Source organism: Flavilitoribacter nigricans DSM 23189 = NBRC 102662, from assembly GCF_002646595.1.
GTDB lineage: Bacteria > Bacteroidota > Bacteroidia > Chitinophagales > Saprospiraceae > Flavilitoribacter > Flavilitoribacter nigricans.
In genome coordinates, this window is record NZ_PDUD01000017.1 from 297,533 (window position 1) to 316,401 (window position 18,869).

Annotated in this window: 6 protein-coding genes; all 6 read right to left on the reverse strand. The window is 54.1% G+C overall.

Annotated elements, in window-relative coordinates; genetic code table 11:
* Positions 1-149 precede the first annotated feature (149 nt).
* The 6 genes from CRP01_RS10380 to CRP01_RS10405 all read right to left on the reverse strand — a co-directional run bounded on the left by CRP01_RS10380 (position 150) and on the right by CRP01_RS10405 (position 18,539).
* On the reverse strand, positions 150-2,336 hold the full coding sequence (locus CRP01_RS10380) for a xanthine dehydrogenase family protein molybdopterin-binding subunit (protein WP_099149957.1): 2,187 nt from the start codon (positions 2,334-2,336) through the stop codon (positions 150-152).
* A 62-nt stretch (positions 2,337-2,398) separates the two neighbouring features.
* Positions 2,399-2,851, reverse strand: a complete 453-nt coding sequence (locus CRP01_RS10385; RefSeq protein WP_099149958.1) for a (2Fe-2S)-binding protein — start codon at positions 2,849-2,851, stop codon at positions 2,399-2,401.
* A gap of 266 nt (positions 2,852-3,117) precedes the next feature.
* Positions 3,118-3,540 (reverse strand): DUF1801 domain-containing protein, encoded by a 423-nt coding sequence (locus tag CRP01_RS10390; RefSeq protein ID WP_099149959.1) that lies wholly within the window; start codon positions 3,538-3,540, stop codon positions 3,118-3,120.
* Between the two features lie 104 nt (positions 3,541-3,644).
* The gene (locus tag CRP01_RS10395) at positions 3,645-11,855 is read right to left on the reverse strand and encodes an HYR domain-containing protein (protein WP_099149960.1); all 8,211 of its coding nucleotides are present in this window, start codon (positions 11,853-11,855) and stop codon (positions 3,645-3,647) included.
* A 260-nt stretch (positions 11,856-12,115) separates the two neighbouring features.
* On the reverse strand, positions 12,116-14,017 hold the full coding sequence (locus tag CRP01_RS10400) for an HYR domain-containing protein (protein ID WP_099149961.1): 1,902 nt from the start codon (positions 14,015-14,017) through the stop codon (positions 12,116-12,118).
* Between the two features lie 145 nt (positions 14,018-14,162).
* A complete protein-coding gene (locus CRP01_RS10405; protein WP_170110313.1) occupies positions 14,163-18,539 on the reverse strand; it encodes an HYR domain-containing protein in 4,377 nt (1,458 codons plus the stop codon).
* Positions 18,540-18,869: the final 330 nt, after the last annotated feature.

Consider the following 18,869-nt stretch of genomic DNA (forward strand, 5'->3'; position numbering starts at 1 on the left):
GCTATCTACTGGTTAAAGTTTTCCATGCCGCCAAAATATAATATTCAACGCAACCATACAATCAAATTAATGATTATTTGATCACTATTTGATTAGCCCTTCTTTTGGCGGAAAAGCCGGAGGTCCGGCTTTTCCGCCATCCGGCTAGATCACCCCACCTCCCCATTCCGCAACAGCGGCAAAGAGCGCACCCGTTTTCCACTGGCCCGGAAATAAGCATTACACAGGGCCGCACCGACGGGTGGTAGCGATATTTCCCCCAGACCTTCCGGATGGGCGGTACTATCCACCAGCTCGATAATGATCTCCGGACTCTCGCCGTAACGCAGCATCGGATAATCATGAAAATTACTTTGCACCGTCCGGCCCTTATCGATATCGATACCGCCGTAAAGCGTAGCGCTCAGTCCATCGATGATACCGCCTTCAATCTGGGCTTTGGCCCCCAGCGGATTAACCACGATTCCACAGTCCACTACCGCAAACACCCGCTCAACCTTCGGCGCACCGGAATCCCGGAGCGTTACCTCCACCACTTCCGCTACGTAGGCCCCAAACATAAAATGAGCGGCAAACCCGCGAAAACGACCGGCTGGGAGGGATTGCTCCCAATCGGATAAGGCAGCCACCCGCCGGATCACGTTGCGCAAACGGCCGGTACTGTAGGTGGGGCCACCGTGGTCATCGTACGGCATTTCCCGGTCTTCTTCGCCGAGCAGTTCCAGGCGATAGGCGATCGGGTCCTTACCGGCTGCCACACACAGCTCATCCAGGAAACTCTGGTCGACAAAGCAGGTCGCGTTGTGTCCCGGGGCCCGCCAGGCTCCCGTACTCACGCGGGTAGCGATCGGAGTATACTCCATTTTAAAATTGGGAATAAAACCCGCCGGAAAACCGTCCGGGAACATTTCGGTCTTAAAGTGCGGCGAATCGTCTCCCCGGAACAGATAACGGGATGTGGTGGCCGACCGGATCTGCCAGCCCGTGATTACTCCGTTTCCGTCTAGGGCGCCCTTCAATTGGTAACGCCCCATTGGCCGGTAATAATCGTGCTGCAGATCATCCTCCCGCGTCCAGAGTACCTGTACGGGCTTTTGGATCTTGTGGGAGAGGTAGATCGCTTCCTGGGCGTAATCCGCGAGCAGGCGCCGGCCGAAGCCCCCGCCCACCCGGGACTGATGAACGTAGATATTTTCGCGCGGTATCCCCGTAATCTGATTGGCGTAGTAGGATACCGAACTGGGCACCTGGGTAGATCCCCAGCATTCGATCCGATCTTCCCGGACATCGGCGATGTAGCTCATCGGTTCCATAGTGGCGTGGTACCAGAAGGGCATTTCGTAGACCGCTTCGATGATCTGATCTGCAGCGGAAAAAGCGGTGTCGACATCCCCGTCATTGCGCAATTCCATCGCACCGCTTTCGGCGGTCCGTTCGGCCATGGTATCCCGCAATGATCCGGTGCTTTCCGTTGCGCCGTCTCCGGCTTCCCAAACTACCTCCAGGGCCTTTTTGCCCTTGATGGCCGCCCAGGTATTTCTGGCGACTACCGCCACTCCGGCGATCCTCAATACCGGATTATCCGCCGCTTCGATCTCCACTACGGCTTCAACTCCCGGTATCTTTAATGCAGATTCGGCATCGAAGCTTTTCAATGTGCCCCCAAAGACAGGGCTTTTCACGATAGTTGCGGTGAGCATTCCCCGGGGTTTGGCGTCCAGCCCGAAGATAGGCTGCCCGGTAGCGATCGCTTCGGTGTCTACATTCGGTCGCGCGGTTCCGATAAGGGTGAAATCCGCCGGATCTTTTAGGACAACACTTTCCGGCACCTCCAGGGCAGCGGCGGCTTCGGCCAGTTGCCCGTAGCTCAGCGAATCCGGGTTGCGGGTATTGGTTACCGTACCGGCCCGGGCCCGGCATTCCGCTACCGGGATACCCCAGCGGTTGGCGGCAGCCTGCAGCAACATGGCTTTGGCCGAAGCGCCCGCTTTTCGCAGGTCTTCCCAGTTGGATTTGACGGCCGTACTGCCGCCGGCGAACTGGGATCCCAGTCGCCGGTCATAATCCGCCTGACGGATGGTGATCTGCTCCCAGGAAACGTCCAGCTCCTCGGCTATGATCATCGGCAGAGCGGTCTTGACGCCCTGCCCGATCTCAGGATTTTTGGCCATGATGGTGATACTGCCGTCCGTACCGATGCGCAGGAAGGCATTGGGTTCGAAAATACTCGTTTCTGCCGGTCGGGTACGGGCGCCCAGCGAAAAGCCCAGCAGCAATCCCGCACCGCTCAGGCTACTTGTTTTCAGAAAACTTCTGCGATTTATATTTTGGATCATGATGTTGTGTTTGAAGTGAATGAGAATCTGGTCCAGAATGGATAACCATCAACAGCAGGGCTTTACACCAAGCGCTGAATGGCCTTCTTAATCCTCGGATACGTACCGCAGCGACAGATATTCCCCTGCATGGCCACTTCGATCTCCGCTTCGGTGGGATGAGGATTTTTTTCCAGCAAAGCGGCTGCCGACATGATCTGGCCGGCCTGGCAGTAGCCGCACTGCGGAACGTCTTCGGCGATCCAGGCTTTCTGCACCGGATGTAATTGCCCGCCGGAAGCAAGTCCCTCAATAGTGGTGATGCGGGCCTCTCCGACGGCGGATACCGGCAGTACACAGGCGCGGGCCGGGGCGCCGTCCAGATGAATGGTACAGGCACCGCACTGGGCCATTCCACAACCAAATTTGGTTCCTTTCAGATCGAGTTCATCGCGGAGCACCCAGAGTAATGGCGTGTCCGCTTCCGCTTCGACGGTAAATTGCTGTTGATTGATGTCAAGTGAATAGGTTGGCATAAGTATTGGATTTGGATCAAAAGATTACGGCCCGATGTCGGACATCGGGATCAAAAAGGCAGGAAATGTGGCAGGAATTGAAATAAACAGCGGGTCGCAATGGCTGCGATCACCTATGTCGTGGACAAAGAAGCGGGGCGGCACCGGTCGTGACCCGGTACTATTCATAAAAGACAGTAGCCTGTAGAAAAGGTTGCTCCGTAAGTGTAGCAGCGAAGCAGGAGTCCGAAAATGTGAGCGGTAATTGCATAGCCTTTAATCCGCTACTAGCCGTATTTCTCGGTCATATAGGCGTAGGACGCTGCGATCAGTTCTTCCAACACCTGCATGTCTACATCTTCCAGTTTGTTGATGTAAAGACAGGATTTTCCCGTTTTGTATTTACCGAGTCGTTCCATGAGCTCGTCGTAGCGGCCGAATCCGGGCATGATGTAAAGCGTCAGACTTTGTTTGCGGGGCGAAAACCCCACTTTAAAGAATTCGCCTTCCCGGCCGCTATCGTAACGGTAATGGTAGCGGTCAAAGCCCACAATGCTGGAGCCCCACATTTTAGGTTCCAGCCCCGTGATCTGCTTCATGAGTTCCAGTACGACCAGACTGTCGGCCTGGCGTTTCGCATGATCGACGGATTCCAGGAAACGGAGCACATCTCCGTCATTTACGGTGGTTTTGAGTTTTGCTTTGGCCATGGTGGTTATCGGTTGGTGTGCGAAACAAGTTATGAAAAATAAATGCCCGATTCAAGCCAACTGCTGAATCGGGCATTTAGTTTCGGTCGCACCGAAGTTCGTGCTTATTCGATCACCATCATTTTCCGGCTGGCGGTATGCTCACCGGCAGTAAGGGTGTAGTACAGCATTCCGGCGGCACCGAGTTCGGATCTGGTCAGCGTTACCTGATTGAGGCCGCGGCTGAATTCACCCCGGATCAATTTGAGGGTGCGGCCGCTGACATCGTAGATGCGCAGACTTACCTCGCTGCTTTCCGGCAGATAGAAACCGATCTGCGTGGCGTCCCGGAACGGGTTAGGTACGTTCTGATAGAGTTCGAAGCCGGCGGTATTGACCGTTCCGGTTCCGAAGTTGATACCCACATCCAGCAACTGATCGTCCTGATCGTAAGCTTCGGCTACGGTGATCCGGTTGCTGATCCGCAGGATCTCACTCAGGCGGGCGTCCGTGCGGGCTTCGAGGCTCAGGCTGAACACCAGAGCGTCCGGATCGTAGGAAGCCATACCGTCTCCCGGAGCATTCCAGGAAGTCGTGATCATTCCTTCCCGTACGGCCCGCGTACCGAAGTTGACGGCCTGGGCGATACCGTAATGGATGTCCGCTACCGCTGCCACCGCCGGATCCATCTGGAGGGTCATCTGGTACCCCTGGATACGGGCCAGGTCTTTGGCGCGGAAATCGATCCGGTAAGTTTCTCCTTCTTTCAGTTCCTGATCCGCTACGTCGAAGAAGAAGGATCCGACGATATTCCGCGGAGTGGAAACGAAGGCGTTGGTATTCGAGCTCAGGTTCAGGTCTCCGATCTTAACGGCTACGAAATCCTGATTATCCAACACACCCTGGAGATTGTTGATGTTAATCACCTCGGGGAAAGCCGGGCTCCAGGGTTTGGACGGATCCGGGAACTGGTAAGCTCTCGGAATGAATCTCCAGCTCGTATTGTTGCCAAACTTGATATCGATATTCAGCACCAGACGACGCAACTGAATGGCGTCCAGAGTCGTGATCGTTTTAGAATTATTGACGTCGGCTGCAATCATTTTGTACGGACTATCCAGAAGCTGCGTACCGAGGATGTGTTTACTCATCAGTACGAGGTCAAAGGTAGATACACCGTTCAGCGGCGTTCTGTCCATATGCGGCGTAACCGTGTAGTCAAATCCGGTAGCCAGATCGGAGAACTGATAATGACCGTCATTCGGCGTTACCATATTCTGGAAATCGCTGCCGCTCAGGGCTACATCCACGCCGGCGATCGCATCGAGGTCTTCGTTGGTAACCATACCGGCGATCAGGCCGCCGTTGCCACCATCGGTGCAGTTCACCATGTTGTCCTGTACCAGGATGTAAGTCTCACAGAAATCGCCGTTGCCCAAAGCATCCCAGGCCCAGATCTCTACCAGCAGGCTTGCATCGTCATCGCAGGTGAGCGTAATGCCCGTCTGATCGGCATCCACTTCCTCCCCTACCCGGTTGATGGAGTATTTCACTTCACCGGAGCAGTCCGCAACCGGGCTGGCCACGAAATCGGAAGCCCAGATGGCCATCGCACCGTTGTCCAGATCGCCGTCACCGTCAATGTCTTCGGCGGGGATCACCGGCATTAGTTCGATAGCCAGTCCGTTGATACAGACGGGCGTAGGTGCCTTGCAATCCACTACCTCGAACGGAATATTCACGCCCACTTCATTACCGCAGCCGTCCTTCACACTCACTCCCAGCGCATGCGAACCGATCGGGAAGTCTCCCGTAACATTGTAATTCGGATAGGTACCCGTCAGCAGGTCGGTGATGTCGCCGTCCAGTAAGCCGTCCGCGAAAGCGTCCAGATAGATGGTCACCGTAAGGTCATCCGGCGTACAATTTTCGTTGATGGTGAAATCAATGCTCACCTCGGCCGGGCAGTCATTCTCCAGGTCGGAAGAATACGTACAGAACGGATCCGGTGCGGTGAATTCCACGATCGGGTTGATATTGTCGTATACCTTGATCACCTGGGTGTACTGCCAGTATCCCACCGAGGCCATATCCTCACAGTGGTCACCGTAGTAAGCGGCCGGATAGTTGTCGCTGTCTTTATCTTCGTTCTCCGTGATCGGGTATACCTCTTTCCAGAATCCGGTGGGGTTGGTTTCGTAGTCGCAGGATTCCCCTTTAGTACCGGCTTTGGGCAGCAGGTTGAACGGATCGTTATCCCGATCGTACCAAACGTGGGAGTAGTAATCCGCCTGGGTCGTTCCGTAATAGTCATAGCATGGATCCGGATCGTTCACCGTTTCGACGATCACCCAGACATCTTCGTCACCGGGTTTGCCGTCACAGTCTTCGTCCCGGTTCACGACCACCGGATCGGAGATCCCGTCGTATTCACACCAGTTGATCACACTGTAGGTCCGGAAAATTTTGTAGCATTCGTCACCGCTGGCGGAGAAGAAATCATCCTTCACACTTACCGCCAGCAGATCACAGGCCAGTTCCTCTACCTCGATGGTATCCGTCTCTGGAGTACCGCAGTTCGCTTCGGCGTCTTTCGGGAACTTGATCTTATAGTGATGCCGTTCGTTCACCGTGATCACCTGCTCGCACTTATTGGTAGAAGTCTGCCCTTTACTGTCGGCTACTTCAAAGCGACGTACCAGCGTGCCGTAACCGCAGTCATTCAGTCCGTCCGTCAGTGGAGCCAGTTCCGTAACGGTGTAGCCGGGGCAGTTATCCGTGCCCGAAGCCGCGCCGAACAGCTCCGTCATTTGCGCGGAATCGGTCGGATCGAAATCAAACGGCAAGGCATCACAGTCGATCGATGCCGGTAGCGGCGGTACGCAGTAAGCCGGCAATTTATCTTCGATGAGCAGATCCATCCAGCAGACATTGTAGTTGTCCCGGACATCTCTGGTGACATCGTCACAGTAGGTCTTTTCAATTTCATTACCCGGGATGCCGTCTTCGTTGCGATCATCCCAAACGCGCAGTTCGATCCGCACGCTCTGGTCCATATCACAGCAGGTGAAGTCTACGTAGTCTCCCCAGGGGGTATAGTAGTATTCCTGGCCGGCACCGTCTCCGTCCGGATCACCGAACTGTACGCTTAGTTTCAGCTCGTCGCCGATCACTTCGCCGTCACCGTCCGTGTCGAACATATCCAGACATTCGTAGGCTTCCGGATCCAGGATGCGGCGACGCACCTCAATGCGGATCGGGCCGCAGTTGTCCGAACTGCCCTCATCGATGTCGTCGGCATAAACACGGGCCAGTCCCTGGCCGCCGATAGATACGTTCAGGTCATCATCACAAACGGCAATGGGTTCGACCCGGTCCTCCACCACGAACGGACAATAAACAACTGTTTTCTGATCACAACCATCGGTTACGGTGTAACGGATGAAGTGGCAGCCCAGCGGGATACCGGATACGTAGCGGGAAGCGCCGGGAGCGATCGTCGCCACCACGGGACCATCCTGGGAATAAGCCAGGATCTCGGTCAGCACCTCCCATTCGGAGCAGTTGTCCGTTACTTCGGGCATCGGTACGGAGAAGGCGGCGGTGCAGTCGTACGGGCCGGTGGAATAAGACGGCAGATCGGATACGCCGTCGTTGTTGTAATCCACTTCCGTACACACTACGGTAGGTGCTTCATTATCGCCGATCTTGATCACCTGCGTGCATTCCCGAACGCGCTCGTAACCTTCCCGGCACCAGTCCAGGATCTCCCAGGTACGAACGAACTTGTACGTACCGGCGCAAACTTCGATCCGCTCACCGTCGGTGTAAGAAGCTCCCAGATTGCAGAAGGCCTGGTTCAGGTAGGACTTATAGTTCTCCGTATCGTCATCGGTCAGGTCAAAGGCCGTATAGAGCCAGGGGTAACCGGTGACATCCGGATGCGGATTACCGTTACTGTCTACTTTAAATTCATCATCACAGGCTAATTCAACGTCAGCCGGGCAGTATACATCTTCCAGATCGGGTTTGGTAAAGATGATCTCCTGCGTGCATATTTCTTCGGCAGCTAATCCCTTGCAGGCATCTACAGCCGTGAAGGTCCGCACGATCTTCACATCGTCACAATTCGGATCGTAACCGTAGACGACCTCATCGCTAACGGTGATGGTCAGATCGCCGCAATTATCGACAAATTGGGCGTAGCCGGTGATGTCCAGGATATCGCGAACTCCGGATGGAATATCGTCGTAATGGATATTGCCGTCCTTATCGGAAGTGTAGGTTACCGGTGCGGGGATCAGCAACTTGTTGATATCGTCACAAAGGAAGGGCTGGTAACCGTAGTTCTTGTCGATACCGGCAATAGTCGGCGGGCAGTAATCCAGCGTCGGCGCCTCTTTATCCTCGGCCAGTACAAAGCCCCAGCAATCGAAACCGTCCGGTCCGGTAATGGTATAGCGGTAGGTACCGCAACCGTCAACCGTAGCGCCGTTGCTCTCGTCGCCATCCTCCACGTTGATCTCAAAATATCCGCTCAGGTCCACACATTCCAGATTGCCCACGAGGCTTTCCGGCGTCAGGGTAGCCTGGCAGTCTTCCTGCAGGTTCACGTTCACCTGTTCCCGGCAGGCGTAGCCTTCCGGAGTAGGAATGATCTCTATGCTTTTCACTACCGTGGCGATACAGCCCGGATCGGCCTCGGCCCCTTCCAGGGTTTCGGCCGCATCCGGCGGGCCCACCACGATCATATTTTCCAGCTGATAGCCGAGTGCTTCCCCGGCATCAAATTCGTAAGTAATGGTATAAGTGCCCGGTTCGTACAGGGACGGGTCAAAAACAGTGATCTCCGTACCGTCAATGTAGAAGGTACCCGTACCATCCACGCCACCGGCATTACCTTCCAGGGTAATGGGCAGGCTCAGGGAACAGAACGGTCCGTCGAGTATACTGGTGATCTCGGGATCCGGGTAAAAACAGGTATTGCTCAACTGGAAGCCGATGGACTGAGCCCCTTCTACTTCCAGGATAACGGTCATATTGTAACCTTCCTCGTCGTTGTGAACGAAGGCCAGTTCATATACCCCATTGTTATAGGTGAAAGTTACCGAGCCGTCCGTAGCGACCGGAACACCGGCGCTTTGTACGCCTTCCGCCGGCACATTATTCACATCGTAGACGCCCGTAGTCGGCGCGATCACCCGGAAGATCAAACCTTCCGGAAGCGGCTGGTCGGCGGAAATAGTTACTATTTCACTAAACTGGCCGTCTCCACCACCGGTTTCGGTGTCCATATCGTATGGCGAGGCGTTGTTCAGGCAATTGCAGGGATCGGCGGCCGTGAGTTCACAGACCGGGCCGGCGGCGATGCTCCGGGTGGCGGTTTGCACGCAAGTCTGATTGGAATTGTCCCGCACTACGATATCATAATTACCGTCATCCAAAGCGGTAAACAGTGGCTCCGGCTGGAAGGTAGTACCACCATCAATCGAGTATTCGAGCGAAATTCCTCCACTGGCCGAGATCTCTATCTGTCCGTCACCGGCTCCATCACAGGATTCGTCGGTTACAATAATATCATCAATACTAATGTTGCTGAGCACCGACACCGTAGTGTTGCAAACGTCAGTATTTCCGGCAGCATCAGTAACGGTCAGCGTAACCATTTGGGGTCCGACCGCGCCGCAGGTAAAACTATTAGGGGAAACCGAAAGCGAAATTCCGGGGCAATTATCAGTAGAGCCTGCATCAACAGCTGCCGCAGTGAGCATCCCAACTCCAAATTCATCTAGTTGTACTTCTACCGTACCCACGGCAACACAGCTGGCGGTCGGTGCCTCATTGTCATTCACCGTAATATTCACGGAACAATCATCGGCATCATTCTTTTCATCCGTTACGACGAAATTGACCGTAGTCGTACCCACCGGGTAGAAATCGGAGGCATTCGCCCCTCCGCCATTGTAGTTATTGACCACTGTATTGATACCACAACCATCACTAACCGTTGGGGCCGGTACCGTTACCACTGCACCGCACTGACCGGCATCGTTGTTTACGGTAATCGCCGGCGGGCAGGTGATCGTTGGCGGATCGCCACCTTCGAAATTGACCATGAAACTGCAGGTCGAACTGATTCCATCGAAACCAGGTCCCAAAATCCCTCCGTTGGGATCAGTAGCCGTAATGGTCACTTCGGTAGTGGTGGAAATCAGAGTGCCCGCGGGGGGATCCTGCGCGAAAATGATCTCAGCGGGATCGAGACAATTATCGGTAGCTGTGATTCCAAGTACAGCGACATAGTCCGGTAACTCGTAAAAGCAACCGTCGGCAGTAGGCGTTTGATCCCCCGGACAGTTATCGAATACCGGAGCTTCTTCATCCGTGATCAGAACCGTGGCGGAACAGGGCTGTTCACTGACATTACCCGCAAGATCCTGTACGGTGAAACTTAAAGTAAACGTACTTCCCGGCCCGGAAGTTATTTCCGTGCCTAAAGCGGGGGTCTGCGTTATGATGAGATCCCCGGTGGGTGTACAGTTATCTGTAGCTTGGGTCACATAAGCACTTCTAAAATCCGACAACCTAAATATACATTCTCCCGGCTGGAGTGTACCCCTTATATTGCTCCCTAGCAAACAGACAAAGGTTGGTCCTTCCGTATCTTCGGCCCGGATCTCCTGCGTCACATCAAAAACATTGCCGGCAGCATCCGTCACCCGATAGGTACGGGTGACGATGAGGGGATCTCCGTTATCTCCGCTACCTCCGTTGTCGGTATCCATCACAAAGCTGACGGTGACTCCACCGCAAGCTTCCAGGGTTTGCCCGGCATTGAGATCGCCGGGAGTAGCCGTAGTCGGACCGGTCCAGGTAAAATCCGGACCGATATTTCCGGTACCGATACGTTGTAAGCTATTGCCCTCGGCGGATGCTATTTCAGAGAACCCGACATCGGTAGATTGCATCCCCATTGCCGGGCCGTCCGCAGCGATAAAAAGACCGTCATAGCTCCAGAATTCCAGTACTTGGGTAGTATTTTTCACCAGGGCAAAGCCATCCGGTTCTTCGTCTTGGATGCCGACAAGGGGGAAACTAATGGCACCAAAACCGTTTGATTCATCGTCGATGATGCCGGTAAGCGGGACCGTACTGTATACCGTTCCGGTAGTACCGTCGTAAAAATACAGGGAATAACTACTGAGATCAGTGCCGGCGGTTCCGGCCACTTCTACAAATTCACCCACATCAACTCCAGCGTTATCATAGTGAAATTCATTCACCCACACCGTTTCCGGGCAATCGCCGCAATTGTCCGCTTCGTCGGTGACCAATTCGGGATCCGGATCGGGTACATCACCGATACAATCGACATTGATGGTCGCCAGCGGGGTAGTAGCCGATGGAGCGGTAGCATCCTGCACCGTGAGGGTAATGGTACAAGCATCACTGTCGCCAGTCTCGTTGACGGCAGTCATGGTAATCGGATAAACTCCCGGTCCCAGCAGAGTGCCGGGCGAAGGATATTGTGTCAGGGTATAATCATCGCCACAACTCTCGGTGACCGTAACGAAAGCGCCCGTCGTGTAATCTGACAGAGCGCTCGTACAATCAGCCCCCACGATCGCCGGACCGGCGAGGGTAGCACAACTCACGGTGATATCGCTTTCTACCGTAAAAGTCTTTTCGAAACAATCTCCGGAAGCGGAAACACAGCCACCTTCACCGCGTACGTAAACCGTATAAGGGCCAATACTTCCACGGGAGCCGATATTAATCGTATTACTCGAACTACTGATGACTTCCGTAACGCCGCAGCCGGCGTCATTGTAGACCACCCATTCCACCGCGTCGTTCAAACTTCCATCGATCGTGATCACCACAGGATCACCCGTGCAATAGGACGTTTGGTTAAAGGCAATATCATTAATCACCGGATCCGTACAACCACCAAGAGTTGACTGGGTGCCGTCACCGCTAACCACAGATGCACCGGTACCGTCGCAGAACCCGAAATCATCCCAGGCCGAAGTATTACTATCCGGAGGATTGGGTGTCGAAGCAAAAGTATTAATGTAATATACGTCAAAGCTACCTCCGTCTGCACGAATTTCCCAACGGTTATCGGTACTGTTAAAGGCGATCACTAAATTAGTGGTAGGCACGTCAGTTTGCACAAAAACATTTCTACCGGTTGCATCGGGGCTCCGGGTAGGATCAATTGCAAAGTTGAAGGTATCATCAAAGCAGCCTGCGGGAGAAACCACTTGAATGGTTTGAGCGGAAAGGCTTACTATACCAAGCGCAAAAAAGAAGCAGAGTAATGCTTTTTTCATATTCAGGTCGTCTAGAGGTGGCGAATGAGATTAATGTACGTAATACAAATGCTCCACTTAAATCAGGCATCAAGTGAAGCGCTGTGTAAACAGTAACGGTAAACGGTCTTGGTCGAGTTAAATTTAAAGCGTTTCCAGTGTAGTTGCTATAGTGTAGTTATTAGGTCTTTACAAAGATACAAGAAATAGTGGTTTTCTGAGTAAAAAACCACTATTCCCCGCCAATTGTCCGGTACAAACCCGGAACAATCCATAAATCGTCAATTTTTTTCTACAACCAGTCGGGCCGAGGCCACCGGTTTACGTCCGGACTCCAGCAAGAGGTGATAAACGCCACTAGGCAATTGGTTGGTATCCAGTGAATACCAGCCTTCCTGCGGGTATTCCAGGGTCAGGGTTTGCATTTTCTGCCCCAGGCTGTTAAAAACGGACAGGTTCATTTTCCGGCCCGGCTCCGCATCTACTGCGGAAAGGTCGATACTTACCCGGTCCTGAGCGGGGTTGGGCGCAAGCCGTAAGCGGGACAGACGCGCACCGCCGAAAAGATCCCGTACCGGCGTACTGGCGCAATATCCCTGAGCGTCCACCACAGTGATCAGGGTCGAACAGGTGGCGGACAAGCCGGCCTCATCGGTAACCGTAAGCATTACGCTAACCTCCCCGAGATCATCACAATTGAATGTGTCGCGATCGAGGCTGACCAGTACACTGCCGCAGGCATCCATGGAGCCTACATCCACCGAATCGGCCGACAGGATACCTACCCCTACATCGTCGAGATCGACCGTAAGGGCGGGTTCACAGACGGCAGTCGGTGATTCCGTATCTTCTACCGTCACCGTAAAGCTGCATTCGGCTACGTTGCCACTGCCGTCGGTGGTCTCGTAGGTTACCGTCGTAGTTCCCAGCGGGAAGGCAGCGCCACTTTCCATTCCGGTCTTTAACAGTGTGCTAGCTACCGAGCAATTGTCCAGTGCTTGCGGAGCACCATAACTGTAGGTGGCCGCACACGTCCCCGGATCGGTGGCTACGGTCACGGACTCCGGGCAGGTGATGGTGGGCAACTCATTATCTACGCCCGCCTGTACAAATAATGGAACCTGGATCTGACAGGCATATGGCCCCGTTTCCGGAAAGGCACTGTCCCTGGCCGTAAAAGCATACTCACCCGTTGCCAAACCGGTGAAAACGCCGGTAGTATTGGTGACCCCATCCAGGGTATAGCCAATAGATCCTCTCACGTTCATGGCCGTTACCGAGATAGAACCGTCGGCTCCGCCGGGGCAACTGGTAGGTGTAACGATGATGTCGTCAAAAGCAATGGTCATGGTGCACCCTAAGTCGATCTGAGTGCCCGTACCCGAAACGGTTACCATACTCCCCGTACAAATGGTTCCCGTCTCCGTCCAGGGATATTCACTACTGGCCGGTGGATCGGGGAAAGAGGGATATTCATTATAGAAATAGACATCCTCGCCGGGTTCTTCGGCGGTGACCTCCCAGCGGGCCAGTTCGGCATCGTAGCGTACCTCTACCTGGTAGGTCTCATTGATGTAAACATTCCGGCCCGTTTCATCCACCCGTGCGGGCAGCAGGATCAGGGGCTGATCGGCATCCAGACAGGGCGCCTGCACCAGCACACCGTCCGGTACGGTCGGATTATCGTCACAGGCATCGGGAATATTGTCGTTGTCCTGGTCCAGATCATCGTCCTCGCCGGGGCAGCGATCATTGGCATCGCAGACCCCGTCACCGTCGGAATCACCGCCCAGTTCGGCGCAGGGATCTTCGCCCAGATTATCCTGGGTACCGTCGCCGGTGACGGTCGGCAGGCCGGTGCCGTCACAGATAGCATTATCCTCCCAGGCAGCGGTCATATTATCCGGCGGGTTAGGGGCGGAGGCATAGTCGTTGTGGTAATAGACGTCAAAATTCCCCCCACGGGCCCGGATCTCCCAGCGGTCGAGTTCGGTATTGAACTGGATCTCAATACTAGCCGGTTCGTAAAAATAAACATTGCGGCCGGAGGCATCCGGGCTTTCGGTCGGATCGAGGGTAAAGGTAAAGGTTGTTCCCAGGCAGGGAGCATTGACATCGATGGTTTGGGCGGAAAGTCCAAACGCAAAAAGGAAAAATGCGGTGTTGAGTAGGGTTTTAATCATCTTCTCTGTTTCTGTGGTTTATATTTTTGAAATTCAGTACTAAAGGAAAGCAAAATTTACATAAAGAAAGACTTTCCAAGTTTCGGAAACTTGGAAAGTCTAAATTATCCTTTGGCTACTTGCCTGCAAATAAGCAAATCAGATCTTAATTCAAAAATACGATCTTACCCTGCAGGGTATATCCACCAGCCCGGAGGAGGTACAGGTAGGTTCCTTGCGGTAGCTGCAATTGCCGGCGTTCGATCCGGGTGGTGGTGCTCACACCGGCTTCCACTTCCTGTTCGAAAATGCGGCCCAAGCGGCGGCCCTGCATATCGTACAGGTCGATGATCGCTTCGGTGGTTTCCGGTACTGCGAATTCGATCGTCATGTTACCGGAAGCGGGGTTCGGATAGGCCCGCAGGGTAGCCTCTGCAGCCTGGAACGGATCGTTGAGCAGTTGAGCAGCCAATTCGTAGGCATCGGCTTCGGCGATGAGGCTGCCGCCACTGTTGTACGGAACGGAGCCGTCGCAGTCGCAGGAAGCACCGATACCACTGAACCCAAGACCGCGTTCTCTACCGGCTTTGATGTCCACATCGGTTTCGTACTTCCGATAATCCCCGTCCAGGGTGTAGTAGAAAACAACGCAGCCGCCGGGTTCGCCCTTGATCCCGCCATTGGGGGCAAAGTTCTCAAACGTAATGGCGTAGCTACAACGGTTTCTACCCGGCTTGCCGGATAAGACGGAAACGCCGCCATCAAAGCTGGTCTCCGCTCCGGTGACCCCATTCTTCGGCAGATCACAAGGCAGAGAGAAATCGATGTGGGAGAGGTCCTGACATTTGGAATCTTCCACACACAGCTCCCAGCGGAAGGTGGTCTTTTTACTAGCTGCATTGTAACTCAGGTCCAGGGTGATATTGAAGCAATCGTCCGACAGGATGGTATTTACCTTGATCTCTTGTTCACAAAGCTTGGTATTACCACAATTATCCTCCGCTTTCCAGCTTCTGGTCAGGGTATAGTAGTCGCTGCCGCAACTGTTATCCCGCACTTCGCCCAGATAGGTAACGAGATCCCCAACGGCACAATTATCCACTGCCGTCGGGTCGCTCACTGCAGGTATTGCCATAACACAATCCACTTCCTTATCCGAAGGGCAGTTGGTAAAGGACGGTGGCGTCGTATCCTCCACAGTGATGTATTGCACCTTACTGGTGCTCTTGTTGCACTCATCCGTAGCCGTCCAGGTTCGTTCGATGGTATAGCAGTCCGCACCCAGGATATTGATCTGCCGGTCACTCAAGCTGATGTCTATAGCCGCAGCAGCCGAGCAATTATCGGTAGCCGTAGCCTGGCCGGTATTCGTGGGAGCGTCGCTCTCATCGCATTCGATGGTCGTATTGGCCGGAATAACCAGCACCGGCGGCGTGGTATCCTCGACCTTAATGGTCTGCTCGCAGCTATGTTGGTTGCCTGAACCGTCTGTGGCCCGATAGGTCCGGGTGATCGTCCGAGAGCATGATGAACCGATGAAGCTGTCGCCTTCATAATTTACAACTACTGCACCACAATTATCCGAAGCCGAGACGACCAAGGTATTGGGGCTGGGCACATCCTCCAGACATTGTACGTCCTCGTCGGCCGGGCAAGTGATGTCCGGAATTTCCAGATCATTCACCGTTACGGTGAAGCTGCAATCGTCAATATTACCTGCTGCGTCGGTGACCCGGTAGGTTTCCGTGGTCGTACCTACCGGGAAACGGGCACCGCTGCCTAAACCAGAGATCTTCGAGGTAGTTGCTCCAGTACAGTTATCGACACCGGTCGGCGGTGTATAGGTCACTACCGCGCCGCAATCAAACGGATCATTCACCTGTACGATGTCGGCCGGGCAGGAGATCGCAGGATCGGTATCGTCCCGCACCGTCACCGTGGCGGTACATTTATCTTCCAGTTGGCCGTCACTCACGGTCAGTTCTACGGTGTAGACACCCGGACTGAAGGGGCCGTTATTATCCAGAGATAAATCCAGTGGATCGCCATCGGGATCGCTGGAACCATCATTGATCTGCGAGGCGGAGATGTCGGCTTCACAGTTGGCATCAACGGCTACGGTAATAGCCTTACAGCTGGCCACCGGTGCCTGGTTGCAGGCGCTCAACGGATCATTAACTATGATCTTCACAACGCAGGAACCGGAGAGACCATTAACGTCTTGCACAAAAAGTCGAATATTCCGCACTCCCGAAGGCGCGTTATCGCAATTAAATACCAAGCTAGGCCAATACACAAAACCGTTTAGGTCGCAATTATCGCTAGCAGAGGTGATGAATGTACTGCTTACAAAGAGGGCCCAATTGGCTGCGTCTATACCCTCCAGCAGGTCAATGCTGCCATCGTCATCCAGATTCACTTCATATTCATCGATGCAAGTCATGGTGGGAGCTTCTACATCGTTCACGGTGACGGTAAAACTGCACAGTTCACTCTGATTAGCGGCCGCATCAAAGCCGTTATATTGCACCGTTGTGGTACCTACCGGGAAGAGATCACCGGGGTCCCAGCCGTTGCCTAACAAGCCGGTGACGACACAGTTATCACTGAAGGTGGGGAGGGCGTAATCCACCCTTGCCCCGCACAGTCCGGGATCATTATCCACTACAATATTCCCAGGGCAAGTGAGGAGGACGGGCGCTTCGGCATCCTTTACCGTGACCGTGAAACTGCAATCATCAATATTGCCGGCAGCATCTCTTACCAGATAGGTTTCTGTGGTCTCCCCTACCGGGAAAGTAGCTCCCGTACCCAGACCACCCGTCTGAGTGGTAATGGCTCCCGGACAATTGTCGATGCCCACCGGAGGTGTATAAGTGACTACCGCACTGCACAGCCCCGCGTCATTGGACTTGACGATGTTCGAAGGGCATACGATCAGGGGATCTTCCATATCATTTACCGTTACGGTAAACTCGCATTCCCGGGTATTAGCGACGGCATCGGTAGCCTCATACCGCACGGTGGTCATGCCGATCGGAAAAACTGAGCCCGAGGCCAGGCCGCCGATCAATGATACGGAAGCAGGACCGCAGTTATCCGAGCTGGTGGGCGTACCATAAGTAACGACCGCCGAGCAGAGACCGGTATCGTTCATTTTTACAATATTACCGGGGCAGGTGATCGTAGGAGGAGTGTCATCTACCACATTAATAGTTTGGGCGACGTCCTTGGTGTTGCCGGCCGCATCGGTCACCCGGTAGGTACGGGTGATGATCAGAGGGCTGGCCAGGTTGCCCAGGCCGCCGTTGTCCGTGTCGCCTACATGACTCACCGTAGGGATCCCACAATTGTCGGCTTCGTCCGTCACCACGGCCGGGTTCGGGGCCGGAACGTCAGCCGCACATTGCACGTTGGCGGTTGCCGGGTTAGAAGCCGTAGGTGGTGTAGCATCCTGGATCACCAGAAGCATACTGCCGGTTGAGGCTTCACACACCCCGGCCGGGAAAGCCCCGTCCGATGCGACTATCGTATAGGTGCCGGCATCCAGGCCTACAAAAACACCACTACCATTACTGCTCACCGTGGTAAGACCCTGCTTCAGGCTATAGGTAATACTTCCCCTGGCACCGCTAGCTGTTACCGATATCACCCCATCGCCGCCGCAGGGCGGCTGGGTCACCGAAGGCGTACCGATGGAAATGACACAACCCAGGGTATTCTGGGTACCGCTGCCATTGATGGTGGGGGTCGGGGCGGTGTTACAGTTGAGTACCGGCGTGCCTACCCAGCTACCGGCCGAGCCGGGCGGGTCGGGCCAGGAGGCAAAGGTATTGTACAAATAGACGTCCATCGCACCGCTACTGGCCCGTACTTCCCAGCGCCCCAGTACGGAGTTATAACGCACCTCTAGGCCGTTGAAAAAGACCGTGTTATAAACATTACGGCCGGTACCATCGGTTCCGGAAAGGGTAAACAGTATGGGATCGGGATCAAGGCAGGACGCATCTACCAGTACGCCGTCGGGTATGGTCGGGTTATTATCGCAGCCGTCCGGGATACCGTCGGAATCCTGATCGGCAAAATCGTCAGAGCCGGGGCAGATGTCGTTGTCATCGCAGGCCCCGTCGCCGTCGGTATCGCCGCCCAGACCGTCGCAGGGATCACCGCCGATAGTGGTTTGGGTGCCGGAGCCGGTTACGGTTGCATTACCGGTCCCGTCTGCATATCCAAAATCATCCCACGCTGAAGTACCACTATCAGGTGGATTAGGAGAAGAGGCAAAGGTATTGATGTAATAAACATCAAAATTACCTCCCCGGGCTCTTATTTCCCAACGACTTGCTCCGTTGTTGTAGCGTATTTCCAGCCCGGAATTAGAGTAATAATAAACGTTTCGGCCGGTAGCGTCCGGGCTGTTACCAGTATCTAGATTGAATACAAAAGTAGCAGCGAAATAGGTAGAGGTTACTGTGACAGATTGCCCCTCTATTGTTCCATATCCAAAACAAAATGATAAGAGTATAAATAATAACCTTTTCATAGCAATTTTTTCATTTTTCGGAGTTTTAGAATTGTGCAATAGAAGACCAGGCCTATCCATTGCACATTGATGGATAAGCAAGCAGGGGAAGAGAGGAAAAATGAGGTACAACTGTGCGGGCCGCTTGCTATATCAGCCCGGGGATCTTAAGTAAGCCTGTTTGCAGGAGTCCTGCTTCCGGACACACTACTTGCCGGCAGGCACACTACCGCATACCGGGTACCAGGTACTGCATCCGAAAGCCGTCCCGAAGGACTGCTTCGAAAATCAGGTGGGTATCCGCGCCCAAGTAGTGTTTGTCGTAGTGTTTTAGAGACTAAACACGCTTAC

Coding starts and splice junctions, on each gene's coding strand:
- CRP01_RS10405 (WP_170110313.1), bottom strand. CDS start 18,539: ATGAAAAGGTTATTATTTATACTCTTATCATTTTGTTTTGGATATGGA.
- CRP01_RS10380 (WP_099149957.1), bottom strand. CDS start 2,336: ATGATCCAAAATATAAATCGCAGAAGTTTTCTGAAAACAAGTAGCCTG.
- CRP01_RS10400 (WP_099149961.1), bottom strand. CDS start 14,017: ATGATTAAAACCCTACTCAACACCGCATTTTTCCTTTTTGCGTTTGGA.
- CRP01_RS10390 (WP_099149959.1), bottom strand. CDS start 3,540: ATGGCCAAAGCAAAACTCAAAACCACCGTAAATGACGGAGATGTGCTC.
- CRP01_RS10385 (WP_099149958.1), bottom strand. CDS start 2,851: ATGCCAACCTATTCACTTGACATCAATCAACAGCAATTTACCGTCGAA.
- CRP01_RS10395 (WP_099149960.1), bottom strand. CDS start 11,855: ATGAAAAAAGCATTACTCTGCTTCTTTTTTGCGCTTGGTATAGTAAGC.